Source organism: Streptomyces sp. NPDC051963, from assembly GCF_044593495.1.
Lineage (GTDB): Bacteria > Actinomycetota > Actinomycetes > Streptomycetales > Streptomycetaceae > Streptomyces.
This window is the reverse complement of record NZ_JBIUCC010000002.1, coordinates 913,100-939,360: the sequence shown is the minus strand read 5'-3', so window position 1 is coordinate 939,360 and position 26,261 is coordinate 913,100. Positions and strand designations below refer to the sequence as shown.

General features: G+C 69.4%; 21 protein-coding genes. 2 read left to right on the top strand and 19 right to left on the bottom strand.

What is annotated here, in order from left to right:
• Window positions 1-83: 83 nt before the first annotated feature.
• Window positions 84-1,199: a mechanosensitive ion channel domain-containing protein gene (locus ACIHFB_RS10660; RefSeq protein ID WP_365277511.1), complete on the top strand. Its 1,116-nt coding sequence runs from the start codon at window positions 84-86 to the stop codon at window positions 1,197-1,199.
• An 18-nt stretch (window positions 1,200-1,217) separates the two neighbouring features.
• On the opposite strand, the gene ACIHFB_RS10655 is transcribed toward ACIHFB_RS10660, so the two are convergent.
• The 5 genes from ACIHFB_RS10655 to ACIHFB_RS10635 all read right to left on the bottom strand — a co-directional run bounded on the left by ACIHFB_RS10655 (window position 1,218) and on the right by ACIHFB_RS10635 (window position 6,201).
• The gene (locus ACIHFB_RS10655) at window positions 1,218-2,804 is read right to left on the bottom strand and encodes a Na+/H+ antiporter (protein ID WP_365278267.1); all 1,587 of its coding nucleotides are present in this window, start codon (window positions 2,802-2,804) and stop codon (window positions 1,218-1,220) included.
• A gap of 88 nt (window positions 2,805-2,892) precedes the next feature.
• Window positions 2,893-3,369 (bottom strand): GNAT family N-acetyltransferase, encoded by a 477-nt coding sequence (locus ACIHFB_RS10650; RefSeq protein WP_400126373.1) that lies wholly within the window; start codon window positions 3,367-3,369, stop codon window positions 2,893-2,895.
• The gene (locus tag ACIHFB_RS10645; protein WP_365277505.1) at window positions 3,366-4,310 is read right to left on the bottom strand and encodes an RluA family pseudouridine synthase; all 945 of its coding nucleotides are present in this window, start codon (window positions 4,308-4,310) and stop codon (window positions 3,366-3,368) included. Before ACIHFB_RS10645 ends, ACIHFB_RS10650 begins: the two co-directional genes overlap by 4 nt.
• A gap of 51 nt (window positions 4,311-4,361) precedes the next feature.
• A complete protein-coding gene (gene lspA, locus ACIHFB_RS10640) occupies window positions 4,362-4,961 on the bottom strand; it encodes a signal peptidase II (RefSeq protein WP_365277502.1) in 600 nt (199 codons plus the stop codon).
• A gap of 100 nt (window positions 4,962-5,061) precedes the next feature.
• Entirely contained in the window at window positions 5,062-6,201 is a 1,140-nt protein-coding gene (locus tag ACIHFB_RS10635) for a TraR/DksA C4-type zinc finger protein (RefSeq protein WP_400126370.1), read from the bottom strand.
• Window positions 6,202-6,795: 594 nt separating this feature from the next.
• Here ACIHFB_RS10635 and ileS point away from each other — a divergent pair.
• Window positions 6,796-9,933: an isoleucine--tRNA ligase gene (gene ileS / locus ACIHFB_RS10630; RefSeq protein ID WP_400126369.1), complete on the top strand. Its 3,138-nt coding sequence runs from the start codon at window positions 6,796-6,798 to the stop codon at window positions 9,931-9,933.
• A 200-nt stretch (window positions 9,934-10,133) separates the two neighbouring features.
• On the opposite strand, the gene ACIHFB_RS10625 is transcribed toward ileS, so the two are convergent.
• The 14 genes from ACIHFB_RS10625 to ACIHFB_RS10560 all read right to left on the bottom strand — a co-directional run bounded on the left by ACIHFB_RS10625 (window position 10,134) and on the right by ACIHFB_RS10560 (window position 26,257).
• A complete protein-coding gene (locus ACIHFB_RS10625) occupies window positions 10,134-11,282 on the bottom strand; it encodes a DivIVA domain-containing protein (protein ID WP_365277494.1) in 1,149 nt (382 codons plus the stop codon).
• Window positions 11,283-11,338: 56 nt separating this feature from the next.
• Window positions 11,339-11,623, bottom strand: coding sequence for a YggT family protein (locus ACIHFB_RS10620; RefSeq protein WP_007448661.1), 285 nt, complete (start codon window positions 11,621-11,623; stop codon window positions 11,339-11,341).
• A gap of 62 nt (window positions 11,624-11,685) precedes the next feature.
• Window positions 11,686-12,327: a cell division protein SepF gene (locus ACIHFB_RS10615; RefSeq protein WP_400126367.1), complete on the bottom strand. Its 642-nt coding sequence runs from the start codon at window positions 12,325-12,327 to the stop codon at window positions 11,686-11,688.
• 128 nt (window positions 12,328-12,455) lie between these two features.
• A complete protein-coding gene (locus ACIHFB_RS10610) occupies window positions 12,456-13,175 on the bottom strand; it encodes a YggS family pyridoxal phosphate-dependent enzyme (protein ID WP_400126365.1) in 720 nt (239 codons plus the stop codon).
• 6 nt (window positions 13,176-13,181) lie between these two features.
• On the bottom strand, window positions 13,182-13,910 hold the full coding sequence (gene pgeF / locus ACIHFB_RS10605) for a peptidoglycan editing factor PgeF (RefSeq protein ID WP_365277484.1): 729 nt from the start codon (window positions 13,908-13,910) through the stop codon (window positions 13,182-13,184).
• Entirely contained in the window at window positions 13,907-15,097 is a 1,191-nt protein-coding gene (gene ftsZ, locus ACIHFB_RS10600; protein WP_365277481.1) for a cell division protein FtsZ, read from the bottom strand. The genes pgeF and ftsZ overlap by 4 nt, the downstream gene beginning before the upstream one ends.
• A gap of 278 nt (window positions 15,098-15,375) precedes the next feature.
• A complete protein-coding gene (locus ACIHFB_RS10595) occupies window positions 15,376-16,170 on the bottom strand; it encodes an FtsQ-type POTRA domain-containing protein (protein WP_365277479.1) in 795 nt (264 codons plus the stop codon).
• Window positions 16,171-16,195: 25 nt separating this feature from the next.
• Window positions 16,196-17,293: an undecaprenyldiphospho-muramoylpentapeptide beta-N-acetylglucosaminyltransferase gene (murG, locus tag ACIHFB_RS10590; RefSeq protein ID WP_365277476.1), complete on the bottom strand. Its 1,098-nt coding sequence runs from the start codon at window positions 17,291-17,293 to the stop codon at window positions 16,196-16,198.
• 6 nt (window positions 17,294-17,299) lie between these two features.
• The gene (gene ftsW, locus ACIHFB_RS10585) at window positions 17,300-18,655 is read right to left on the bottom strand and encodes a putative lipid II flippase FtsW (RefSeq protein WP_365277473.1); all 1,356 of its coding nucleotides are present in this window, start codon (window positions 18,653-18,655) and stop codon (window positions 17,300-17,302) included.
• Between the two features lie 75 nt (window positions 18,656-18,730).
• Entirely contained in the window at window positions 18,731-20,158 is a 1,428-nt protein-coding gene (murD, locus tag ACIHFB_RS10580; protein ID WP_400126363.1) for a UDP-N-acetylmuramoyl-L-alanine--D-glutamate ligase, read from the bottom strand.
• Entirely contained in the window at window positions 20,140-21,213 is a 1,074-nt protein-coding gene (mraY, locus tag ACIHFB_RS10575; protein ID WP_210587382.1) for a phospho-N-acetylmuramoyl-pentapeptide-transferase, read from the bottom strand. The genes murD and mraY overlap by 19 nt, the downstream gene beginning before the upstream one ends.
• On the bottom strand, window positions 21,210-22,616 hold the full coding sequence (gene murF, locus ACIHFB_RS10570) for a UDP-N-acetylmuramoyl-tripeptide--D-alanyl-D-alanine ligase (protein WP_400126361.1): 1,407 nt from the start codon (window positions 22,614-22,616) through the stop codon (window positions 21,210-21,212). Before murF ends, mraY begins: the two co-directional genes overlap by 4 nt.
• Before the next feature lie 4 nt (window positions 22,617-22,620).
• Window positions 22,621-24,141, bottom strand: a complete 1,521-nt coding sequence (locus ACIHFB_RS10565; RefSeq protein ID WP_365277466.1) for a UDP-N-acetylmuramoyl-L-alanyl-D-glutamate--2,6-diaminopimelate ligase — start codon at window positions 24,139-24,141, stop codon at window positions 22,621-22,623.
• A gap of 160 nt (window positions 24,142-24,301) precedes the next feature.
• Window positions 24,302-26,257, bottom strand: a complete 1,956-nt coding sequence (locus ACIHFB_RS10560; protein WP_365277463.1) for a penicillin-binding protein 2 — start codon at window positions 26,255-26,257, stop codon at window positions 24,302-24,304.
• Window positions 26,258-26,261: the final 4 nt, after the last annotated feature.

Below are 26,261 nucleotides of genomic sequence, written 5' to 3'. Positions count from 1 at the left end.
ACGAGGGGGCACCCCGCCTCCAGGACCCCCTGCACGGGGGGCGGCATGTTCACGACCCCGGTCGGCCGGTTACGTTCGAAGGCATGGAGAACATACTCCGCCCGCTGATCGTCATCGGCGGCTCGATCGTGCTGCCGCTGCTCATCGGCTGGGCCACCGACCTGCTGTTGCGCAAAGCGGACGAACGGCACAGCGAGACGCCGCTGTGGGGCCTGCTGCGCCGCGCCCGGGTTCCCTACCAGCTCGTGCTGTGCGCGGCGATGCTCAGAGGGTCGTACGACGCGGCGAAACTGCTGGAGGACCACGAGGTCGGCGTCGGGCGCTTCCTGACGCTGGTGCTGATCGGGTCGGCCGCCTGGCTGGTGGTCGGGATCGCCGCGGCGGTCGTCGAGACGTCGTACTCCCGCTTCGCACGCGCCCACCACGACCTGGCCCGGGTCCGCCGGGTCCGTACGCAAGTGACGCTCATCACACGGGTGGTCGCGGCGATCGTCGGCGTGATGGCCGTCGCCGCCATGCTCCTGACGTTCCCGGCGATGCGCGCCGCCGGCGCCTCGCTGCTGGCGTCGGCGGGCATCCTCGGCATCGTCGCCGGTGTCGCCGCACAGTCCACGCTGGGCAACATGTTCGCGGGGCTTCAGATCGCGTTCGGCGACATGGTGCGCATCGGCGACACCGTCGTGGTGGACGGCGAGTGGGGCACCGTCGAGGAGATCACGCTGACGTTCCTGACCGTACGGACCTGGGACGAGCGCCGGATCACCATGCCGGTGTCGTACTTCACGTCCAAGCCCTTCGAGAACTGGTCGCGCGGCGGCGCCCAGATGACCGGCATCGTCTACTGGCAGGTCGACCACTCGGCCCCGGTGGAGGCGATGCGCGAGCAACTGCGCGACATCCTGCGCGGATGCCCGGCCTGGGACGGCCGCCACTACGGCCTGGACGTCACGGACGCCTCCGCGAGCACCATGGAGGTACGGGCGCTGATGACGGCCAAGGACGCGGACGACATCTGGACGGTACGGGTCACGGTCCGCGAGCGGATGATCCGCTGGCTGGCCGAGCACCACCCGTACGCCCTGCCCCGCGTGAACACGGCGGACGCGGTACTGCCACCGAACCAGTCCAACGGCCGCGTACCGCGAGACGGCTCGGCGCCCAGGCGGGCCCACGAACCACCGCGCGCGACGGGCCGCTGACGCACCCCTCTCAATAGGTCACCGCAAACTCCGTACATCCAACTGCCGAAGCACCCGGTCCACCACCTCGGGATCCGCCCCCGCCTCACTCCGCGCGGCCAGCACCTCGTGCCGTGCCGCGCTCAGCATCTCGCTCTGAATCCGTCGTACCCGCTTGATCCGCCGCACCCGCTGCTCATGCCCCTCGCGCCGCTCCTCCTCCCCCAGCCCGGGACTGATCCGCAGCCCGATGTCAAAGGCCCTCCGCAGCAACTGCTCGGACAACTCCTCCGGAAGCTCCTCCACCGCCTCGATCTCCCGAAGCCTCCCCTTGGCCGCCTTCGCCGCCCGCACGGCCAGCGCCCGTTCGAACTGCTTCTCGTGCTCGGTGTCGGCCTGCACGCCCAGCCGTTTCACCAGCCACGGCAGCGTCAGACCCTGCACCACCAGGGTCGCCATGATCACCCCGAACGCGATGAAGACGATCTCGTCCCGATCGGGAAACGGGGCCCCGGAATCCGTCTCCAGCGGAATCGCCAGCGCCAGCGCCACGGACGCCACCCCGCGCATCCCCGACCACCACATCACGACGGTCTCCCGCCAACTCACCGGGATTTCCTCGTCGTAGTCCCGCCGCGCATGCAACCGTTTGGTGAGCCAGGTGGCCGGCAGCAGCCAGAGCAGCCGTACGACCACGACCACACCCACGATCGCCGCGGCCCACCCGAGCAGCTCGCCCCACCGCCCGGACGCCGTCCGGATGGCGTTGTGCAGTTCGAGCCCGATCAGACCGAAGGCGACACCGGTCACCAGCGTGTCGACGACGTCCCAGAAGGTGTGCCCGGCCAGCCGCGTGAGCACATCGTCGGCATCCGTCGCGTACTCGGCGAGGAACAGCGCGGTGACCAGCACGGCGAGCACCCCGGACCCGTGCAACTCCTCCGCCAGCACATACGAGGCGTACGGCACCAGCAGCGTCAGCCCGATCTGAAGTGTCGCGTCCCCGAGCAGATCCATCAGCTTGTTCGCACCCCAGCCGAGCGCGAGCCCGACGACGAGCGCGACGACCGCCGACAGCACCAGATCGAGCCCGGCCCGCCAGGGCGAGAACGTGCCGCTGACGGCGGCGGCGATCGCCACGTGGTACAGCACGATCGCCGTGACGTCGTTGAACAGCCCCTCGCCCTCCAGGATGGACACCAGCCGGCGCGGCAGCCCGAGCTGCCCGGCGACAGCGGTCGCCGCCACCGGGTCGGGCGGCGCGACCAGCGCACCCAGCGCGACAGCGGCGGCGATCGGCAGCCCCGGCACGATCGCGTTGGCGACGACGGCCACGCACACGCTGGTGACGAACACCAGCGCCACGGCGAGCAGGAAGATGGGCCTCACATTGGCCGCGAACTGCCGCCACGACGTCCTTCGTACGGCGGCGTACAGCAGCGGCGGAAGCAGCAGCGGCAGGATCAGTTCCGGCTCGACACTGACGTTGGGCACGAACTCCAGCAACGCGAGCACGATCCCGAGCAGCGTCATCAGCACCGGAGCCGGCAGCCCCAGCCGATCCCCGACCGGGACACTCACCACGGCCCCGAGCAACATCACGAACAGCAGGGCCAACTGATCCACGGTCAGCACTCCGGCGGTCTAGACGATCAAGTACACCCAGACGCCCAGCGTGCCACGCACACTCGCTGTTTCCGGTCCGCCCCGGCTCCTACAGAGACCGTCGCATCGCCCGATGCGGTATCCCCGCGTCCGGGAACTCCGGCCCGTACGCCGTGTACCCCAACCGTTCGTAGAACCCCATCGCGTGCGTCTGCGCATGCAGATCCACGGCCCGCAGCCCACGCGCGCGTGCCGCGTCCTCGATGGCCCGCACCAGCGCGGCCCCCAGGCCCAGCCCGCGGGCCGCCTCCGTGACCGCGAGCCTGCCGAGCGAGCCCACCGAGGGATCACCGCCGTTCTTCGCGGCGGCCGCCTCCCCGCACAGCAGGCGCCCGGCCCCGAGCGGCACCCCGTCGTCCCGAACGGCCAGCACATGCACCGCTACGGCGTCGTAGGCGTCGTACTCGAGATCCTCGGGCACGCCCTGCTCGACGACGAAGACCTCCTTGCGCACGGCGAAGCAGATCTCACGGTCGGCGGGACCGTCGGCGACCCGGACCACGTACGAAGGTGCGGCGGAGCTCATCCGTATGTCTCCTCGCGGACCTGGTCCAGCGCCTTCTGGAGGTCGGCCGGGTAGTCACTCGCGAACTCGACCCACTGCCCGTCCCCGGGGTGCTCGAAGCCGAGCCGTACGGCGTGCAGCCACTGGCGGGTCAGGTGCAGCCGCTTGGCGAGGGTCGGGTCGGCGCCGTAGGTCAGATCGCCGACGCAGGGGTGGCGGTGAGCGGCCATGTGGACGCGGATCTGGTGGGTGCGGCCGGTCTCCAGCTTCACGTCCAGCAGGGACGCCGCGCGGAACGCCTCGATGAGGTCGTAGTGCGTCACGGAGGGCTTGCCGTCGGCCGTGACCGCCCACTTGTAGTCGTGGTTGGGGTGACGGCCGATGGGCGCGTCGATGGTGCCGCTGGTCGGGTCGGGGTGGCCCTGGACCAGCGTGTGGTAGCGCTTGTCGACCGTGCGCTCCTTGAACTGGCGCTTCAGCGAGGTGTACGCACGCTCGGACTTGGCGACCGCCATCAGACCCGACGTACCGACGTCGAGGCGGTGCACGATGCCCTGGCGCTCCGCCGCGCCGGACGTGGAGATGCGGTACCCGGCGGCGGCGAGCCCGCCGATGACGGTCGGCCCCGACCAGCCCGGGCTCGGGTGCGCGGCCACGCCCACCGGCTTGTCGATCACGACCACGTCCTCGTCGTCGTGGATGATCTCCATGCCCTCGACCGGCTCGGCCACGATCTGCACCGGGGCGGGCGCCTGCGGCATCTCGACCTCGAGCCAGGCGCCGCCGTGCACCCGCTCGGACTTCCCGACCACCGAGCCGTCGACCGTGACCTTCCCCGCCGCTGCCAGCTCGGCGGCCTTCGTACGGGAGAAGCCGAACATGCGGGAGATGGCGGCGTCGACGCGCTCGCCCTCCAGGCCGTCGGGCACGGGCAGGGTACGGATCTCGGGAACGGTGCTCACCCGTCGAGTATGCCGGACGGGTCCGACAGCCCCGTACGGCAGCCGCCCGGCTCAGTCCTTGTGGACGGTGCCGTCCGGGTCGAGCCCCCGGAACGAGAGCAGCACGATCAGGATGCCGCCGCACACGATCGCCGAGTCGGCCAGGTTGAAGACCGCGAAGTGCTTGGGCGCGATGAAGTCGACGACCGCGCCCTCGAAGACGCCCGGCGAGCGGAAGATGCGGTCGGTGAGGTTGCCGAGCGCACCGCCGAGCAGCAGGCCGAGCGCGATCGCCCAGGGCAGGCTGTAGAGCTTGCGGGCGAGGCGGGCGATCACGACGATCACGGCGGCCGCGATCACGGTGAAGATGATCGTGAAGGCCTCGCCGAAGCCGAAGGCCGCGCCCGCGTTGCGGATCGCCTCGAACTTCAGCCAGTCCCCGATGATCTCGATCGGCTCGTGGTGTTCCAGCTTGGCGACCACGATCATCTTGCTGATCAGGTCCAGGGCGTACGCGAACGCGGCGACGGCGAACAGAACGGCGATCCGGCGCTTGCCCCTGGGCCGCTCACCGGTGCTCCCCTGCCCGTCCGGGCTGGACGGATGCTCCGACTCCGCTCCCGCCCCCTCCGGGGAATCCGGCGTACCGATGATGCGCTCCGCCTCTGCCACGTGAGTCCCTCAACCTAGGTGCCTGACTGAGCACGAGGGTACGGCACGCCTCCTGGGACCGACGTGCGCAGGAGGCGTACGACGACTCGGCCGCCGCCGGTCAGTACCGGCGTTCCTGCTTCTGCTTGCACTCGACGCACAGGGTGGCCCGCGGGAAGGCCTGCATGCGGGCCTTGCCGATGGGGTTCCCGCAGTTCTCGCACAGGCCGTACGTGCCCGCGTCGAGCCGCTTCAGGGCGCGCTCGGTCTGGATGAGCATCTCGCGGGCGTTGGCGGCGAGGGCCAGTTCGTGCTCGCGCGTGATGTTCTTGGTGCCGGTGTCCGCCTGGTCGTCGCCGGCGCCGTCCCCGGAGTCCCGCATCAGACCCGCGAGCGACTCCTCGGACGACGTGATCTCGGTGCGCAGCCGCGTCCCCTCGGACAGCAGCTCGGCGCGTGCCTCCGCGACCTCCTCCGGGGTCCAGGGGTCCTCACCCGGGCGCACCGCGAGCTCGCCCGGCTCCACCGCCGCGGAAACCCGTGCCTTGGGAACGGCGGTCTTCGCCGCCGTGGCCGTTACAGAAGTCTTCTTCGCAACCACCGTCGTGGCTCCCGTCTGCTTCGCGGCCTCGGCCGCGCCCACCGTCTTGGCCGTGCTCTTCCTGGCCGCACTCTTCTTGGAGGTGCTTTTCGCAGCTGTGCCCTTCGGGGTGCCGCCCTGTTCGGCGGCACTCCTCGGAGCAGCCGTCTTCTTCGCGCCCGTCCTCTTGGTGGCAGCCGCCGTGGCATCGCTCTTCGCGGCGGCCTTCTTCGGTACGACTTCCTTGGCCGCAGCCTTCTTGGCAGTCGTCTCCTCTGCGGTCGCCTTCTCGGCCGCAGCCTTCGATGTCGCCGTCTTCTTCTTGACGGCGGTCTTTTTGACGGCGGTCTTCCTGGCCGCTGTCTTCTTGGCGGCCGTCTCCTTGGTAGCTGTCTTCTTGGCGGCCGTCTCCTTGGTGGCCGACTTCTTCACGGCCGCCTCGGATGCCTCCGCCGTCTTGCCAGCCGCTGCCCTCTTCTCAGCTGCCTTCTTCTCAGCCGCCGCCTCCCCTCGGGCGGCAGCCCCCCGCGCCGTCTTCACCGGTTTCGCCGCCTTCGCAGCCTTCCCCGCGGGACCCCCCTGCGCGCTCTTCTTGCCGCTCACGTCCTTGGCCGCACCACCAGAGGTACTCGCGGCCTTGCCGGACGCCGACTGCTGTACAGCGGTCTTCTTCGCCACCATGGCCGCGGCCCCTTCACATATTGTGATCTTGCTCGCGAATCGTGCTGGGACGATAAATCGACTTGAGTCCCGCGGCAACGGGGCACGCCGCCCGATTCGCCCGCCCCGCAAGCGCCGGGCGGGAAGCCTTCATCCGTTGTGCCCAGCTCGCCGCCGGGTAATCCGCCCAGCCCGCCGTCCCAGGATCCGATCGCGCGCATCTGACCAATCGGGTCATCCCGGGACCCGCCGCCAGTCCTCCCCGGGCGACCGGAAATCCGGTCGGCCGCTGTCCGTGCGGCGCCGTACACTGGGCGGAGCGAAAAGCGTGGATGGGGACGAGTAGCGGCGTACGCAGCCCAGAGCGACCCGGGGACGGTGAGAGCCCGGGGGCGAGCGCGACGTGAAGATCACCCCGGAGCCGCCGGAAGAAGCCCCGTGAGGGGCCGTAGACCCGGCATCGCGACCCCAATGAGGGGGCTCACTGGTGTGCACGGCACATCGGGGAGCCAAGGAGGGTGGTACCGCGGGAGCGCGCCGAAGGCGGCGTAAGGAAAGACGTAGCTCTCGTCCCTCCGGTCGGAAGGCAGAAAGTCCGCCGGAGGAAGCTCGCTGATGACAACGCCTACGTACCGCCAGGTGCCCGCCCAGGTCGACCTGCCCGCGCTCGAGCACGCCGTGCTCGATTTCTGGCGTGAGCAGAAGATCTTCGCCAAGACCCTGGAGCAGTCCGAGGGCCGCCCCGAGTGGGTGTTCTACGAGGGCCCGCCCACCGCGAACGGCATGCCGGGCGCCCACCACATCGAAGCCCGCGTCTTCAAGGACGTCTTCCCTCGCTTCCGCACCATGCGCGGCCACCACGTGGGCCGCAAGGCGGGCTGGGACTGCCACGGCCTGCCGGTGGAGCTGGCGGTCGAGAAGGAGCTCGGCTTCTCCGGCAAGAAGGACATCGAGGCGTACGGCATCGCCGCGTTCAACGCCAAGTGCCGCGAGTCGGTGACCCGCCACACGGACGCCTTCGAAGAGCTCACGACCCGCATGGGTTACTGGACCGACCTCAATGACCCCTACCGCACGATGGACCCCGAGTACATCGAGTCCGTCTGGTGGTCGCTGAAGGAGATCTTCAACAAGGGCCTGCTGGTCCAGGACCACCGTGTCGCCCCCTGGTGTCCGCGCTGCGGCACCGGCCTGTCCGACCACGAGCTGGCGCAGGGCTACGAGACGGTCGTCGACCCGTCCGTGTTCGTCCGTTTCCCCCTCACCTCCGGTCCGCTCGCCGGCGAGGCCGCGCTCCTCGTCTGGACGACGACCCCCTGGACCCTGGTCTCCAACACGGCCGTCGCCGCCCACCCCGAGGTCACCTACGTCGTCGCGACCGACGGCGAGGAGAAGCTCGTCGTGGCCGAGCCGCTCGTCGCCAAGGCGCTCGGCGAGGGCTGGGAGACCACCGGGCAGACCTTCACCGGCGCCGAGATGGAGCGCTGGACGTACCAACGCCCCTTCGAGCTGGTCGAGTTCCCCGAGCCCGCCCACTACGTGGTCAACGCCGAGTACGTCACGACCGAGGACGGCACCGGTCTGGTCCACCAGTCCCCCGCCTTCGGTGAGGACGACCTCAAGGTCTGCCGGGCGTACGGCCTGCCCGTCGTGAACCCGGTCCGCCCGGACGGCACCTTCGAGGAGGACGTCCCGCTCGTCGGCGGCGTCTTCTTCAAGAAGGCGGACGAACAGCTCACCGAAGACCTCCAGCAGCGCGGCCTGCTCTTCAAGCACATCCCGTACGAGCACAGCTACCCGCACTGCTGGCGCTGCCACACCGCGCTCCTCTACTACGCGCAGCCGTCCTGGTACATCCGCACCACGGCCATCAAGGACCGCCTCCTCCAGGAGAACGAGAACACCAACTGGTTCCCGGACACCGTCAAGCACGGCCGGTACGGCGACTGGCTGAACAACAACATCGACTGGGCGCTGTCCCGCAGCCGTTACTGGGGCACCCCGCTGCCGATCTGGCGCTGCGCGGACGACCACCTCACGGTCGTGAGCTCCCGCGCGGAGCTGACCGAGCTGACGGGCACCGACCAGTCGGCTCTCGACCCGCACCGCCCGTTCATCGACGCGGTCACCTTCGCCTGCCCGCAGTGCGGGGAGACGGCCACGCGCGTGCCGGAGGTCATCGACGCCTGGTACGACTCGGGTTCGATGCCGTTCGCGCAGTGGGGCTACCCGCACAAGAACAAGGAACTCTTCGAGTCCCTCTACCCGGCGCAGTTCATCAGCGAGGCCATCGACCAGACCCGCGGCTGGTTCTACACGATGATGACCGTCGGCACCCTGGTCTTCGACAAGTCGTCGTACGAGAACGTGGTCTGCCTCGGCCACATCCTCGCCGAGGACGGCCGCAAGATGTCCAAGCACCTGGGCAACACCCTGGACCCGATCCCGTTGATGGACCGCCACGGCGCCGACGCGGTCCGCTGGTTCATGGCGGCCGGCGGCTCCCCGTGGGCGGCACGCCGCGTGGGTCACGGCACGATCCAGGAGGTCGTCCGCAAGACCCTCCTCACGTACTGGAACACGGTCGCCTTCCAGGCCCTCTACGCCCGCACCTCCGACTGGGCCCCGAGCGAGGCCGACCCGGCCCCGGCCGACCGCCCGCTCCTGGACCGCTGGCTGCTGTCCGAACTGCACGCGCTCACCGACCAGGTGACCCAGTCCCTGGAGTCGTACGACACCCAGCGCGCCGGCAAGCTCCTGTCGGCGTTCGTCGACGACCTCTCCAACTGGTATGTACGACGCTCCCGTCGCCGCTTCTGGCAGGGCGACAAGGCCGCGCTGCGCACGCTGCACGAGGTCGTCGAGACCGTCACGAGGCTGATGGCCCCGCTGACGCCGTTCATCACGGAGCGGGTCTGGCAGGACCTGGTCGTGCCGGTCACGCCGGGCGCCCCTGAGTCGGTGCACCTGACGTCCTGGCCGGAGGCGGACCTGTCCGCCATCGACCCGGGGCTGTCGCAGCAGATGGTGCTCGTACGGCGGCTGGTCGAACTGGGCCGTGCCACGCGCGCGGAGTCGGGCGTCAAGACCCGTCAGCCACTGTCACGGGCGCTGGTGGCGGCGACGGGCTTCGACTCCCTGGACCGCGAGCTGCACACGCAGATCACGGAGGAGCTGAACGTCTCTTCGCTCGCGTCGTTGAGCGAAGTCGGCGGCAGCCTGGTGGACACGACGGCGAAGGCCAACTTCCGCGCCCTGGGCAAGCGGTTCGGCAAGCGCGTCCAGGACGTGGCGAAGGCCGTCGCCGACGCGGACGCGGCGGCGCTGTCCCTCGCGCTGCGCGAGGGCACGGCGTCGGTGGAGGTCGACGGCGAGACCGTCACCCTCGCCCCCGACGAGGTGATCATCACGGAAACCCCGCGCGAGGGCTGGTCCGTGGCGTCGGACTCCGGAGCGACGGTCGCCCTGGACCTGGAGATCACCGAGGAACTCCGTCAGGCTGGCCTCGCCCGTGACGCGATCCGCCTGATCCAGGAGTCCCGCAAGAACAGCGGCCTCGACGTGGCCGACCGCATTGCGCTCCGCTGGGAGGCGACGGATCCCGCAGTGATCGCCGCCCTGTCGGAGCACGCGGAGTTGATCGCCGACGAGGTCCTGTCCACGGACTTCGCCCAGGGAGAGGCGGACGACACGTACGGCTCTCCGTTCACGGACGAGGGTCTGAGCCTGACGTTCCGCCTCCGCAAGGCGTAGCACCCCGCTGGGAGGCCCGGGCCCGCCAAGAAATCTTGGTGGGCCCGGGCCTTCGGCGTTGTGTACGTCGGACACGGCACCCAGGCCCGAACAAAAGCTCAGACTCCCGCGAACGCGCACGGCAAAAGGGCGGGGCCCCGGATCAAAAACCCGGGGCCCCGCCCTGAACGCTGCCGACGTCTACGCCGTACTACGAACCGTCAGTTGTCGTCCTCGTCAATGAGGAACCCCCGCATCGGCGAGGGAGCCTGCCCCATCGGGCCGGGACCCTGCGGCCGCACCGGCGCCATCGGCTGGGTCATCGCCGGCGACATCTGCTGCTGACCGCCGTAGGACGGACCGGCAGGAGACGGGCCGCCGCCCATCGCCGGGTTGCCGTACGACGGCGCGCTCGCACCGGCCGGAGCCATGGAAGGCGCCGGGGACGGCGGGAGGGACGCCGTGGCCGGCGTGCGCGGCGGAGCCAGCGAGTCGTCGGCCTGGGTCTCCAGCTGACGCAGCTGCGACTCCAGGTACGACTTCAGCCGCGTGCGGTACTCGCGCTCGAAGCCGCGCAGGTCCTCGACCTTGCGCTCCAGCGTGGCGCGGGCGGACTCCAGGGAGCCCATCGCGACACGGTGCTTCTCCTGCGCGTCCCGCTCAAGGGCGTCGGCCTTGGCACGAGCGTCACGCTCGAGGCCCTCGGCACGTGAACGCGCCTCGCCGACGATCTTGTTGGCTTCGGAACGGGCCTCGGCGATCGCCTGGTCGGCGGTCTGCTGGGCCAGCGAGAGGACACGGGCGGCGCTGTCGCCACCAGGGCCCTGACCGGGGCCGCCCATCGGACCGCCCATGGGGCCGCCCATCGGGCCACCCATCTGCTGCTGCATCGGGGGCTGGCCACCCATGGGGCCCTGACCCATCGGACCCTGGCCCATCGGACCGGGACCCTGCGGGCCACCCTGACCGCCGGGACCGGCGGGCAGCTGCGGTGCACCGCTCGGCAGCTGGGGCGGACCACCCATGGGGCCACCCATCTGCTGCTGCGGCGGGCCCGATATGCCGGCGGGCACGGGGGCACCCGGCCCTCGCATGCCCTGCTGCGGCATACCGCCCTGCGGCATTCCACCCTGCTGCTGGTCCTGCGGACCGGGACCCTCCGGGGGCTTGCGCATGTTCTGCTGGTTCTGGGCAGCAGCACGCGTCGCCGCGGCCAGCTTGGCGCGCAGGTCCTCGTTCTCGCGGAGCAGGCGGGTCAGTTCGGCTTCGACCTCATCGAGGAAGGCATCGACCTCGTCCTCGTCATAGCCTTCTCGGAGGCGGACGGTCGTGAACTGCTTGTTCCGCACGTCCTCGGGGGTCAACGGCATCTCTTCACCTCAACGTAGTCGTCGGCATTCGGCAAGACGGTAGGTCACATCGCTCATCACAGCCGGCTCACGATCGAGATCAGGATGTAGACGATGATCATCAGTACGAAGAAGGACAGGTCGAGCGCCACGCCCCCGAGACGCAGCGGCGGAATGAACCGCCGCAGAAGCTTGAGCGGTGGATCAGTGACAGTGTAGGTGGCCTCCAGAACGACCACCATCGCCTTGCCGGGTTGCCATGAGCGGGCGAACTGGAAGACGTAGTCCATGACCAACCGGAAGATCAGCACGATGAGGAAGCACATCAGCGCGATGTAGACGACATCCAGGACCACGCTCATGACCCTTGCTTCCCTCTCCCCTGATCCATGCTGTTCGGTACTGCTGTTTCCGGTGGTGCGTCTCAGCTCTGGTTGAAGAACCCGCCCTCTGCGATACGGGCCTTGTCCTCCGCCGTGACATCGACGTTAGCAGGCGACAACAGAAACACCTTCTGCGTCACCCGCTCGATGCTGCCGTGAAGACCAAACACCAAACCGGCCGCAAAGTCGACAAGTCGCTTGGCGTCTGTGTCATCCATCTCAGTCAGATTCATGATCACCGGGGTGCCCTCACGGAAGTGTTCCCCGATGGTACGGGCCTCGTTGTAGGTCCGCGGGTGGAGTGTGGTGATCCGGTAAGGCTCTCGTTCCGACACGACCTTGGGCATGATCACCGGTGCGTTCTTCTCCAGGCTCTGACGTTCTTGTGTGATGGACGCCACGGGCGCGATGCGCGCCGGACGCCCCGATTCCGCGGGCAGTGCGGCAGCGTGGGGCACCGGATCGCGTGGCGCCGGAGGCTGCACCACTCGTACCGATTCATCCCTTTGAGACTGATGTGATCCGTGGGACTGGTGCGACAATTCATGTCGCCGGTGGTCCCGCTCGGGCTCCGGATCCAGCTCGGGTTCGAAGTCGTCGTCGGGGTCGAAACCGCGGCCGTCGTACCCATCGTCCTCCACGAGGCCGAGGTAGACCGCCATCTTGCGCATCGCGCCGGCCATGCTCTGAGTCCTCCGCTCTGTGGTGGATCGGCTGACGACTGCCAAGTGCCAGGGATCCACGAGGTCGTTACGCCCGCTGTTCAGCGGTAATGACCATATTTTCTGCTGTGGTCCGACTCTTGGCGACGTTACCCGAGCCTAGGGCGGACTCCGAGTACCGCGGTGCCGACGCGCACATGTGTCGCTCCGGCTGCCACGGCCTGTTCGAGGTCCGCGCTCATTCCTGCCGAGACCATGTTCGCAGCCGGATGTGTCCGGCGCAGGTCAGTCGACAAATCCATCATGCGCTCGAACGCCGCCAGTTCGCGCCCGGCGTACTCGCCGGTGAGCGGCGCGACGGTCATCAGACCGTCGAGCCGCAGCCCCTCGGATCCGGCCACCAGATCCGCCAACTCCATGATTCCGCCCGGTGCCACGCCGCCCCGCTCCCCTCTCCCGCTCGCGCCCGCGTCGAGCGCGACCTGGATCAGACAGCCCACCTCGCGCCCGGCCCGCACGGCCTCCCGCGAGAGTGCCGTCACCAGCTTGGAACGATCGACGGACTGCACGACATCCGCGTAACCGACCACCGAGCGCACCTTGTTGGTCTGCAACTGGCCGACAAAATGCCAGGCAAGGGGCAGATCCGAGCATTCGGCGGCCTTGGGCGCCGCGTCCTGGTCGCGGTTCTCGGCGACGTCACGCACACCGAGATCCGACAGGATTCGCACATCGCTCGCCGGGTATGTCTTGGTGACCACGATCAAGGTCACCTCTTCGCGCTTCCGCCCGGTGGCCACACATGCGGCGGCGATGCGCTCCTCCACCTTCGCCAGGTTTACGGCGAGTTCATCCTTACGGTCCGTCATGCCCCATCAGTCCAGCCAGACATAGCCCGCGAGCCGACCGGTGGTGCGGTCGCGGCGGTACGAGAAGTGGTCGCCCGATTCCAGCGTGCACACCGGCGACTGCTCCCGGTCACGCACCCCGAGCCGGTCGAGTTGCGCGTGCACACCGGCGCTCACATCGACCGCGGGCGTGCCCCAACTCGTCTCGGCGTACGCCGTCGGCTCGACGGCGGCCACCTCGGCGCGCATCGCCTCCGGCACTTCGTAGCACCGCCCGCAGACGGTGGGTCCGGTGCGGGCGACGATCCTGGACGGCTCGGCACCCAGGTCGGTCATCGCGCGTAGCGCGGCCGGGACGACTCCGGCGATCATGCCGGGCCGACCCGCGTGAGCTGCGGCGACGACCCCGGCGACAGGGTCGGCGAGGAGCACGGGCGTGCAGTCGGCGGTGAGGACGGCCAGGGCGAGTCCGCGCCGCACGGTCACGATCGCATCGACCTGCGCGGCGGGCCGGTCTCCCCAGGGCCCGTCCACCACCGCGACGTCGTTGCCGTGCACCTGGTTCATCCAGACCACGTCGGCCGGGTCGATACCCAGTGACTTGGCGGCCAGTTCGCGATTGGTCCGTACGGCGTCGGAGTCGTCGCCGACCGCGCCGCCGAGGTTGAGCTCCTCATACGGAGCGGCGCTCACCCCGCCCCACCGGTCGGTGAAGGCGAAGTGCGCGCCGCTCGCGTGTTCGCGCTGTCCTATCACTTCAGGAAGTCCGGCACATCCAGCTCCTCGGCAGCGCTGTCCGAGTAGGACCGGGACGGCGGGACCGGCGGGGCGACCGGGATGTCGTTCACCGGCTCCGGAGCGGGCTCCGGCTCCTCCTTCGGCTTGACGCTGCCGAGCGAGCCGAAGGACGGACGGCTCTCGGTCTGCCGTACCGGAGTCGGCTCCTCGCGCTTGACCGAGGACGAGCCGAGGATGTTGTCCCGCTTCGACGGCGGCTGGCCCCCGTCGAAGCCGGCCGCGATCACGGTGACCCGTACCTCGTCGCCGAGGGCGTCGTCGATGACCGCGCCGAAGATGATGTTGGCCTCGGGGTGGGCGGCCTCACTGACCAGCTGGGCGGCCTCGTTGATCTCGAACAGGCCGAGGTCGGAGCCGCCGGAGATGGAGAGCAGGACGCCGCGAGCGCCGTCGATGGACGCCTCCAGCAGCGGCGAGGAGATCGCCATTTCGGCGGCGGCCACCGCGCGGTCGTCGCCGCGGGCCGAGCCGATGCCCATCAGGGCCGAACCGGCCTCGGACATGACCGACTTGACGTCGGCGAAGTCGAGGTTGATCAGACCGGGCGTGGTGATGAGGTCGGTGATGCCCTGAACACCGGAGAGCAGGACCTGGTCGGCCGACTTGAAGGCGTCGAGGACCGAGACCTGGCGGTCCGAGATGGACAGCAGCCGGTCGTTCGGGATGACGATGAGGGTGTCGACCTCTTCGCGGAGTTCGGCGATGCCGTCCTCGGCCTGATTGGCGCGACGCCGTCCCTCGAAGGTGAACGGGCGCGTGACCACGCCGATGGTGAGGGCGCCGAGTGTCCGGGCGATGTTGGCCACGACGGGCGCGCCGCCGGTGCCGGTGCCGCCGCCTTCACCGGCCGTCACGAAGACCATGTCGGCCCCCTTGAGGACCTCTTCGATCTCCTCGCGGTGATCCTCGGCGGCCTTTCGGCCGACGGCCGGGTTGGCTCCGGCGCCTAGTCCGCGGGTGAGTTCGCGGCCGACGTCGAGCTTGACGTCGGCGTCGCTCATCAACAAGGCCTGGGCGTCGGTGTTGATGGCGATGAACTCGACACCCTTGAGACCGACCTCGATCATCCGGTTGATGGCATTGACACCACCGCCGCCGACACCGATGACTTTGATGACTGCGAGGTAGTTCTGCGGTGCTGCCACGTCGAAGGCCTCTCGCCTCGAGTTACGTGTCGCCTTCTCGCGGGTGCGCCGCGATCCGACGACTGATGCCGATTGGGACGGTCCGAACGCCGACCCGAACCCTAACGCTGAAGTTTAGGGTTACCAGTGTGTCTGTTCCCTGGACTCTTCTGAACAGGACACTAAGTCGACAAGTGGCGCACGTTCAACGAACACGCCGAACCTCCCGTTTTTCTTTTCACCCTATGTGATCAGGCGTAGCACTGCCCAACCAGGGTGCTGGCCTGCGCGGATGTGCGTCAACTCCCCGATGACGCAGGGGCGGTGGGAACGCTGACATCGAAGTGCCGCGCATCCGGCGATGCTTTCATGAGAGCGGTGAGAGTGCGTGCCTTCGCGGCTCCGTTCTCCGCACTCCCCCAGTCGACGGTCCGGCCGTCGCCCAACTCCAGTGAGATCCGGTCGTACGAACTCACCTTGACGGTCCGGGTGTCACGGGCGACGGCGGCCGGAATGGCACCGGCGGCGTGTACGGCCTCGCGCACCAGTCGGGCCTCGCCGAAGCGGCGCAGGCTCGCGGCGCTGGAGCCCTTGCGGGCCGGGGTCAATTCGAGTGTGGGGATGCCTTTCGGCGCCTCGGAAACCGTGGCGAACCGGACACCTTCATCGTCCACTTCGACGAACTTTCCGCCCTTTTCGACAATCAGAACCGGAACGCGCTCAATCACTTTCAGGCCGATTCCATGGGGCCACGAGCGGGTCACGTCAACCGAGTCAATTCGGGGCAATTTTCGGCTGAGTCGTGCCTCAATCGCATCGGTGTCGACGGAAATCAGTGGCGCCCCGACCGGTACGTCGGCGGCCTCACGTACCTGAGACGGCGTCAGAACCCGTGTCCCGGCGATCGATACGCGCTCCACGCGCAGCCATTTCGAGCCGTAGAGCAGCCAGACCGACCCGACCCCGACGAGCATCAGGGCCACAGCCAGAATGACGATCATACGAAGCCTCCGTCGCCGCAGGCTCCGTACGGGAGGCGGGCCGGCCGACTCCTGCTGGCTTTCACCGCGTTCGGCGGTCGTCGGTCCGGCCACGCTCCCTGCCCTCCGTCATGAGGTCCTAGTGATGTGCACGACGCGAGGCGATCGCCTCGTACACCATCCCGACGAGCAGTTCGTCGGCATCCCGGCGGCCGAACTCGCTGGCGGCGCGGGACATCTCGTACAGCCGGTGCGGGTCGGCGAGCACGGGCAGGACATTCTGCTGCACCCACTGGGGGGTGAGTTCCGCGTCGTCGACCAGCAGTCCGCCGCCGGCCTTGACCACCGGCTGGGCGTTCAGCCGCTGTTCGCCGTTGCCGATGGGCAGCGGGACATAGGCGGCCGGGAGTCCGACGGCGGAGAGTTCGGCGACGGTCATCGCGCCCGCGCGGCAGAGCATCATGTCGGCCGCGGCGTACGCGAGGTCCATCCGGTCAACGTAACCTACCGGGATGTAGGGGGGCATTCCCGGCATCTGCTGTACGTGCGGCAGTTCGTTCTTCGGGCCGACCGCGTGCAGGATCTGGATCCCGGCCTGCTGGAGGTAGGGGGCCACCTGCTGGACCACCTCGTTGAGGCGGCGGGCGCCCTGGGAGCCACCGGAGACCAGCAGCGTGGGCAGGTTGGGGTCGAGGCCGAACATGTGCCGGGCCTCGGGGCGGACGGCGGCCCGGTCCAGGGTGGCGATGGAGCGGCGCAGCGGGATGCCGATGTAGCGGGCGTCACGCAGCTTGCTGTCCGGGGTGGAGACGGCGACCTTGGCGGCGTACCGCGAGCCGATCTTGTTGGCGAGGCCGGGGCGGGCGTTGGCCTCGTGGATGATGATCGGCACTCCCAGGCGCTTGGCGGCGAGGTAGCCGGGCAGGGCGACATAGCCGCCGAAGCCGACGACCGCGTCCGCCTTGGTGCGCTCCAGGATCTGCTCGGCCGCCTTGATCGTGCCGCGCAGCCGGCCCGGGACGGTGATCAGCTCGGGGGTTGGCTTGCGCGGCAGGGGTACGGCGGGGATCAGCGCGAGTTCGTAACCGCGCTCGGGTACGAGTCGGGTCTCCAGACCGCGCTCCGTGCCCAGGGCCGTGATTCCCACGGTGGGGTCCTGCCTGCGCAGGGCGTCCGCGAGGGCGAGCGCGGGCTCGATGTGGCCGGCGGTCCCCCCACCGGCGAGTACGACATGCACCGAAATTCACCGCTCTCCGGACGAGCGCGCCGCCGAGGCACGCCGTCGCATCGTGTTCCATCTCCGAGGCCCCCGCACAGGGCCTCCCGCCCGCTTTCTACCAAAGCGGGGTTGCCGCATCGACAGCGCCGCCCGCGCAGCGGGCTCGTCGCGCGCGAAGGCGATCAGCAGCCCGATGGCGAACATGGTCGGCAGCAGGGCGGAACCTCCGTAGGAGAACAGCGGGAGGGGGACACCGGCGATCGGCAGCAGACCGAGCACCGCACCGATGTTGATCACCGCCTGAGCGGTGATCCAGGTGGTCACACCTCCCGCGGCATACCTCACGAAGGGGTCCTCCGTGCGTCCGGCCACGCGGATACCCGCATAGCCTAGAGCCGCGAAGAGGGCGAGCACCGACAGCGTCCCCGCCAGACCGAGTTCCTCACCGGTGACGGCGAAGATGAAGTCCGTGTGCGCTTCGGGGAGTTGGCCCCATTTTTCCACACTCGCGCCGAGCCCCGAACCAAAGAGTCCGCCGGAGGCCAGCGCGTAGATCCCGTGCACGGCCTGCCAGCAGTCCGCGGCGCCCGTGCCGGGCTCGGTGGCGCCGATACAGGCGAAGCGGGCCATGCGGTTCGGGCTGGTCTTGATCAGGATCGCGCCGACGAAGGCCGCGCCGGACAGCACTCCGACGAACAGCCTGGTGGGCGCCCCCGCCAGCCACAGCAGGCCGAACAGGATCGCGGTGAGGATGATCGCCGTACCCATGTCGCCGCCGAGCATGATCAGCCCGAGCAGCATGAACGCCACCGGAACGAGCGGCACCAGCAGGTGCTTCCACTGGGTGAGCAGCTTCTTGTCCTGCTTGCGGGCGAGCAGATCGGCGCCCCACAGCACCAGTGCCAGCTTGCCGAACTCACTGGGCTGGAGCTGGAAGGGGCCTCCGATGGAGATCCAGTTCTGGTTGCCGTTGACCGCCAGCCCTATCCCGGGCACCTGGACCAGGGCCATCAGGAACACGGCGCCCGCCAGTATCGGGTAGGCCAGCGCCCGGTGCAGCTTGATCGGCATCCGCGAGGCGGCGAACAGCAGCGCCGCGCCGATGACGGCGGCCAGGAACTGCTTGCGGAAGAAATACGACCCGGGCAACGACAGCTGGAGCGCGGTGATCTGGGAGGCCGAGTAGACCATCACCAGACCGAGCACGGTGATCAGCAGGCTGCCGCCCAGGATCAGGTAGTACGCGGTCAGCGGGCGGTCCCAGGCCTTTCGGGTGCGCTCGTACAGCCGCTGTACGGGGTTCTCGTGCGGGGTCCGGGACGAAGCCGGCCGCCGGTCCCGTTGCTGCACGGGCGGGCGCCCGGTACGGCTACTGGACATCGGTGCCTCCGCTGTACGTCGGCCTCGACGGCTCCACGCGTCCCTCCCAAGGTCGCCCGGCAGGCGGCGGCCGGGTCAGGCGCCGAGTTCGCGAACCGCCTCCGCGAACGCGTCTCCGCGCTTGTTGTAGTTGGCGAACATGTCCATGGAGGCACAGGCGGGTGCCAACAGCACAGTGTCTCCCGCAACAGCGAGTCGCCGCGCCTCCTGCACCGCCGCGAGCATCGCCCCAGTGTCGGTCCGGTCGAGGTCGACGACGGGTACCTCGGGGGCGTGTCGCACAAGGGCTTCACGGATCAGCGCCCGGTCGGCGCCGATCAGCACCACCCCGCGCAGCCGCTTCGCCGACTTGGCGACCAGTTCGTCGAAGGTCGCTCCCTTGGCCAGACCGCCCGCGATCCAGACGATCGACTCGTAGGCCGCCAACGACGCCTCGGCCGCGTGCGTGTTGGTCGCCTTGGAGTCGTCGACGTAGGCGACCCCGTCCACATCGGCGACGTGCGCGATGCGGTGGGCGTCCGGCGTGAAGCTCCTGAGCCCGTCCCGTACGGCCGTGGCGGGCACCCCGAAGGCACGCGCGAGGGCCGCCGCGGCAAGGGCGTTGGCGATGTTGTGCGGGGCGGGCGGATTGACGTCCGTGACCTCGGCCAGCTCCTGGGCGCTCTGCTGCCGGTTCTCCACGAAGGCGCGGTCGACCAGGATGCCGTCCACGACTCCCAGTTGGGAGGGGCCGGGGGTGCCGAGGGTGAAGCCGATCGCCCGGCAGCCCTCCTCGACGTCGGCCGCCCGGACCAGGTCCTCGGTGGCCTTGTCGGCGACGTTGTAGACGCAGGCGACGCGATTGCCCTCGTAGATACGGCCCTTGTCGGCGGCGTACGCCTCCATGGAGCCGTGCCAGTCCAGGTGGTCGGGGGCGAGGTTCAGGACGGCGGCGGAGTGGGCGCGCAGGGAGGGCGCCCAGTGGAGCTGGTAGCTGGAGAGTTCGACCGCCAGTACATCGAGATCGCCGTACTGCTCCTCGCCGAGGACCGCGTCCAGCAGGGAGATGCCGATGTTGCCCACGGCGGCCGTGCGCAGGCCCGCCGCCTTCAGGATCGAGGCGAGCATCTGGACGGTGGTGGTCTTGCCGTTGGTGCCGGTGACCGCCAGCCAGGGGGCCGCGTCCGGGCCACGGAGCCGCCAGGCGAGCTCGACGTCGCCCCAGACGGGGACGCCCGCCTCATGGGCCGCCGTGAACAGCGGCTTGTCGGGCTTCCAGCCGGGTGCGGTGACGATCAGGTCGGTGCCCTCGGGCAGGGTGGCGCCGTCGCCGAGGCGGACGGTGATGCCGAGTGCCTCCAGTTCCGCGGCCTGTTCACGCGCGCGTGCGTCATCGCCGTCGTTGACGACGGTGACGTGCGCGCCGAGGCCGTGCAGGACCTTGGCCGCCGGGACGCCGGAGACGCCGAGTCCGGCGACGGTGACACGCTTCCCCTGCCAGTCGGTCACTTCTCTGCTGCCCATCCCGCGTAGAAGAGGCCCAGTCCGACGATCACACAGATGCCCTGAATGATCCAGAAGCGGACCACCACGAGCACTTCTGACCAGCCCTTGAGTTCGAAGTGGTGCTGGAGTGGCGCCATTCGGAAGACGCGCTTGCCGGTCATGCGGAAGGAGCCGACCTGGATGACCACCGACATGGTGATCAGGACGAAGAGGCCGCCGAGGATGGCGATCAGCAGCTCGGTGCGGGAGCAGATCGCGAGACCCGCGAGCACACCGCCGAGCGCGAGCGAACCGGTGTCGCCCATGAAGATCTTGGCGGGCGAGGTGTTCCACCACAGGAAGCCGAGGCAGGCGCCCATCAGCGCGGAGGCGATGACGGCGAGGTCGAGTGGATCGCGCACTTCGTAGCACGCGTTCGGGTTCGTCAGGGTCTCGCCGTTGGCGCAGGACTCCTGGAACTGCCACACGCCGATGAAGGTGTAGGCGCCGAAGACCAGGACGGAGGCGCCGGTGGCCAGGCCGTCCAGACCGTCCGTCAGGTTCACGCCGTTCGACATCGCGAGGATCATGAACAGCGCCCAGACGACGAACAGCACCGGGCCGATCGTCCAGCCGAAGTCCGTGATGAACGACAGCTTCGTCGAGGCCGGCGTCTGTCCGCGGGCGTCCTCGAACTGGAGCGAGAGCACCGCGAAGGAGATACCGACGATCAGCTGGCCGGCCATCTTCGCCTTCGCCCTGAGGCCCAGCGACCGACGCTTGACGATCTTGATGTAGTCGTCGAGGAAGCCGACGAGACCCATACCCGTCATCAGGCCCAGCACCAGCAGCCCGGAGAAGGTGGGCTCGTAGCCGGTGATCACCTTGCTGAGGAAGTAGGCGGCGATGGTCGCGAAGATGAAGGCGATACCGCCCATCGTCGGCGTTCCGCGCTTGCTGGCGTGCTCACGCGGGCCGTCGTCCCGGATGTACTGGCCGTAGCCCTTGCGGGCCAGCAGCTTGATCAGCAGCGGGGTGCCGACCAGGGTCAGAAAGAGGCCAATGACTCCTGAGAACAGGATCTGCTTCATCATCGGGCGGAAACCTCACCCTCGGCACCGGTCTCGACGAGCGCCTGCGCCACGCTCTCGAGCCCGACCGACCGGGACGCCTTCACGAGTACGACGTCTCCCGGGCGCAGCTCGCTGCGCAACAGGTCGATCGCCGCCTGTGCGTCGGACACGTGCACCGACTCCTCACCCCACGAACCCTCGTTATATGCGCCCAGTTGGAGCCAGGACGCTTCCCTGCCCCCGACCGCGACGAGCTTGCTGACGTTGAGCCGGACGGCAAGCCGTCCGACCGCGTCGTGCTCGGCGAGAGCCTCGTCCCCGAGCTCGGCCATCTTGCCGAGCACCGCCCAGGTCCGCCGCCCCTTGCCCATGGCCGCGAGCGCGCGCAGGGCGGCTCGCATGGACTCGGGGTTCGCGTTGTAGGCGTCGTTGACGACCGTCACGCCGTCCGGGCGCTCCGTGACCTCCATCCGCCAACGGGAGAGGGAGCCCGCCTCGGAGAGCGCGGTGGCGATCTCTTTCGCGGACATGCCCAGCTCATGGGCGACGGCGGCCGCGGCGAGCGCGTTCGACACGTGGTGCTCACCGTACAGGCGCATGGTCACGTCGCTTGCACCGGAGGGTGTGTGGAGAGTGAAAGCAGGCTGTCCACTGTCCGTGAGCCGCACGTTCTCGGCGCGTACGTCCGCTTCGCCTGACTCTCCGAAAAGGATCACCTTCGCCTTCGTACGGGATGCCATGGCCCGTACGAGGGGATCGTCCGCGTTGAGGATCGCGGCGCCGTCCTCGGGGAGGGCCTCGACGAGTTCGCCCTTCGCCTGTGCGATCTGCTCGCGGCCGCCGAACTCGCCGATGTGGGCGGTCCCGACGTTCAGGACGAGGCCGATCTTCGGCGGTGTCAGATCGGTGAGGTAGCGGATGTGGCCGATACCGCGGGCGCCCATCTCCAGGACGAGGAACCTCGTCTCCTCGGTGGCGCTGAGCGCGGTCAGCGGCAGCCCGATCTCGTTGTTGAACGAGCCGGGCGTCCACACGGTCGGCGCCTTGCGCTGGAGCACCTGGGCGATGAGGTCCTTGGTGCTGGTCTTGCCCGCGGAGCCGGTGAGCGCCACGAGGGTCGTGCCGAGCCGTCTGACGACATGTCGCGCGAGCGCGCCGAGGGCCGCCTGGACGTCCTCGACGACGATGGCGGGGACGCCCACGGGACGGGACGCCAGGACGGCGGCCGCTCCCGCTTCGACGACCGCGGCCGCGAAGTCATGGCCGTCCACGCGCTCGCCGACGAAGGCGACGAAGAGGCTGCCGGGTCCCGCCTCGCGGGAGTCCCGCACGACCGGTCCCGTGACCTGGACGGACGGATCCGGTATGTCGTGGGTCTGCCCGCCGACGACTGCTGCGATCTCGGCGAGAGAGAGGGCGATCACAAGTTCATCCCTGGGTCTTCTGGATAGCTTCGCGAAGCACCTGGCGGTCGTCGAAGGGACGGACCACCCCGGCGATGTCCTGGCCCTGTTCGTGGCCCTTGCCCGCGACCAGCACGGTGTCCCCGGGCTGCGCGCGGGCGACGGCGGCGGCGATCGCGGCGGCCCGGTCCTCGAAGACCTGGACTTCGCCGCGCTCGTGTACTGGCACGGACGCCGCGCCCTGAAGCATGGTTGCGAGGATGGCCAGGGGGTCCTCCGAGCGGGGGTTGTCGGAGGTCAGTACGGCGGTGTCGGCGAGCCGGGCCGCGGCGGCGCCCATCGGCTCGCGCTTGGTCTTGTCACGGTCGCCGCCGCAGCCGAGCACGATGTGCAGCTTGCCCTCGGTGACCTTGCGCAGGGCCCGGAGCACCGATTCGACGGCGTCGGTCTTGTGGGCGTAGTCCACGACCGCGAGATACGGCTGTCCGGCGTCCACGCGCTCAAGGCGGCCCGGCACGCCCGGCACCGCGGCGATGCCGTCGGCGGCGGCCTGCGGGTCGAGGCCCGCCACGGCGAGGGAGACGATCGCGGCGAGGGTGTTGGCCACGTTGAAGGGCCCGGCGAGCGGCGACCTGGCGGCGATCCGCTCGCCCTCGGGACCGATCGCGGTGAACGTCGAGTCCATGGGCCCGACCTGTACGTCATCGGCACGCCAGTCGGCGTCGGGGTGGCCCTCGGCGGAGAAGGTGACGACCGGGACGGCGGACTCCTTGGCGAGCCGACGGCCGTACTCGTCGTCGAGGTTGACGACGCCGAGTTTGCTGCGTTTCGGCGTGAACAGCTGTGCCTTGGCCCGGAAGTAGTCCTCCATGTCGGAGTGGAACTCCATGTGTTCCGGGCTGAGGTTGGTGAAGACGGCGATGTCGAAGACGCAGGCGTCGACCCGGCCGAGGACCAGCGCGTGGCTGGAGACCTCCATGGCGACCGCCTCGACGCCGCGCTCGCGCATGACGGCGAACAGGGCCTGGAGATCGGTGGCTTCGGGGGTGGTGCGCTCGGACTTGATGCGTTCGTCGCCGATGCGCATCTCGACCGTGCCGATGAGTCCGGTGGCCTTGACCGTCTTCAGGCCGCCCTCCACGAGGTAGGCGGTCGTGGTCTTGCCGGAGGTGCCGGTGATGCCGATCTGGAGCAGATCGCGGCCGGGATGGCCGTAGATCGTGGCCGCCAGTTCGCCCATCTGTCCGCGCGGGTCGTCGACGACCAGGACCGGGAGCCCGGTCGCTCCGGCGCGTTCGGCGCCGGTCGGGTCGGTCAGCACGGCGGCCGCGCCGAGGCCGGCGGCCTGGGTCACGAAGTCGGCGCCGTGCAGACGGGCCCCCGGGAGGGCGGCGTACAGGTCGCCGGGGCGGACCGCGCGCGAGTCGTGGGTGATGCCCGTGACCTCGGCGGCGACTTCCGGCTGCGCGACACCCAGCTGGTCGGCGAGGTCCGCGAGGGGTGAGGCGGAGACCTGGGTCGGCCTGGGCGGTCCCGGATATGTCACGGGTGCGCCCTTCTGGGTGGTTTGGGACTGATCAGCTTGTGGCACGGCGGTGAGCGTACCGGGCCCACCCGCTTCGGAGCGAAGTGAGGGCGGCAGGCCCTGGTTCCCGGGATCGGGGGTGGTCGTTGTCACGAGGTGGTTCCTGGTGGCTCGGTACTGATCAGGGTGCGTAGTTGACCGGGAGCTTGGCGGGCTTGGCCCCGGTCGGCGGGACCTGGAGGGACTTCAGCGCGAACTCCATGACCTGCTTGTAGACGGGTCCGCAGATCTGGCCGCCGAAATAGCTGCCCGCGGTCGCGTTCTGGATGGCGCAGTAGACGGTGATGCGGGGGTTGTCGGCGGGCGCGAACCCGGCGAACGACGAGGTGTAGCCGTGGTACTGGCCGGTGGCCGGATCCACCCGGTTGGCAGTGCCCGTCTTGCCCGCGACGCGGTAGCCGGGAATCCGTGCCTTGGTGCCGGTGCCGTCCCGGTCGTCCACGACGGACTCCAGCATCTGGGCGAGCGTCTTGGCCGTCTTCTCGCTGACCACCCTGCTCTTCTTGGGCGTCGCGGCGGGGGTGAAGCGGCCGTCGGCGCCCGTGGTGCCGCGTACGAGCGAGGGCTCCACGCGTACGCCGCCGTTGGCGATCGTGGAGTAGACGGACGCCGCCTGCATCGCGTTGATGGACACGCCCTGGCCGAAAGGAATCGTGTACTGCTGCGAGGTCGACCACTGGCCGGGCGGCGCGAGGATGCCCTTGGTCTCACCGGGGATACCCAGCCCGGTGTAGCTGCCGAGGCCGAACTTGCGCAGGTAGGAGTAGAGGACCTGGTTGGACTCGGCCTGGGTCTTGCCGAGCTGGCCGGTCGCCAGGATCGTGCCGATGTTGCTGGACTTGGCGAGCACGCCGTTGAGCGTCAGGTACCAGGTGTCGTGGTCGATGTCGTCCTTGAACAGCCGGTCACCGCGGTGCAGTCGGTTGGGCACGACGACATGCGTCAGCGGAGTCGCGACGTTCTCCTCGAGCACGGCGGCCATCGACATGACCTTGGCGGTGGAGCCGGGCTCGTACGCGTCCTCGATGGCCCAGTTGTGCAGGGACTCGGCATCGGCCTGGGCGAGGTCGCCCGGGTCGAAGCCGGGCGAGTTGGCCATGGCCAGGATCTCGCCGGTCAGGGTGTCCTGAACTATCACGTACCCGCGGTCCGCCTCGGACTCCCGCACCTGGTCGGTGATCGCCTGCTGCGCGGCCCACTGGATGTCGCGGTCGATGGTCAGCTCGACGTCGCTGCCGGGCACGGCGGGCGTCTCGGTGGAGCCCACGGTGGGGACCTGACGACCGCCGGACTGGGCGTAGCGGATCTTGCCGTCCTTGCCGGCCAGCTCGGAGTTCAACTGCTGCTCGACACCGCCGCCGCCCTTGCCGTCGGCGTTGACCCAGCCCAGTATCCCGGCGGCGAGGTCGCTGTTGGGGTAGACCCGCTTGCTGGTGGGGTCGGCGAGGATGCCCGCGAGGACGTTGACCGTGCCCTTGTCGGTCTCGGCCTTGCTGGCCAGCGTGCTCTTCAGGTCCTTGATCTGCTGCCAGACCTGGGGCGTCTGCCGACGCGCCAGCAGGGCGTAGCGGAGCTCCTTGTTCTCCGGCCTGAGCTTCTTCACCAGGCCGTCCTGGTCCACGCCGAGGATCGGCGCGAGGAGCGCGGCGGCCTGCTCGGGTGCGTCGTCGATCTTCAGCTGCTCACGGGTGAACAGCGTGGGATCGGCCGTGATGTCGTACGCGTCCTCGCTCGTCGCGAGTGCGACGCCGTTGCGGTCGGTGATCTCGCCGCGCTCGGCGGCCAGGGTGCGGCCGACGTACCGGTTCTGCCCGGCCTTGGCGGCCAGGGTGTCGGCGTCGACGGCCTGGACCTGGAGCAGCCGTACGACGAACGCGATCAGTACGAGGGTCAGCGCGAGGCTGACCAGGCGCAGCCGGGGGCGGGGGCTGCCCAGCCGGATGACACCGGGACGGGCGGTGGGCCGGCCGGGGCGGCGGGGCGGGCGGGCTCCGGGGCCCGGACGTCGCTGGCCGCGAGGGCGGTCGGGCCGGGCCGGGCCGGGCACTCGGCGGCGCGGCGGTTCCCTGTCGGACACTTCC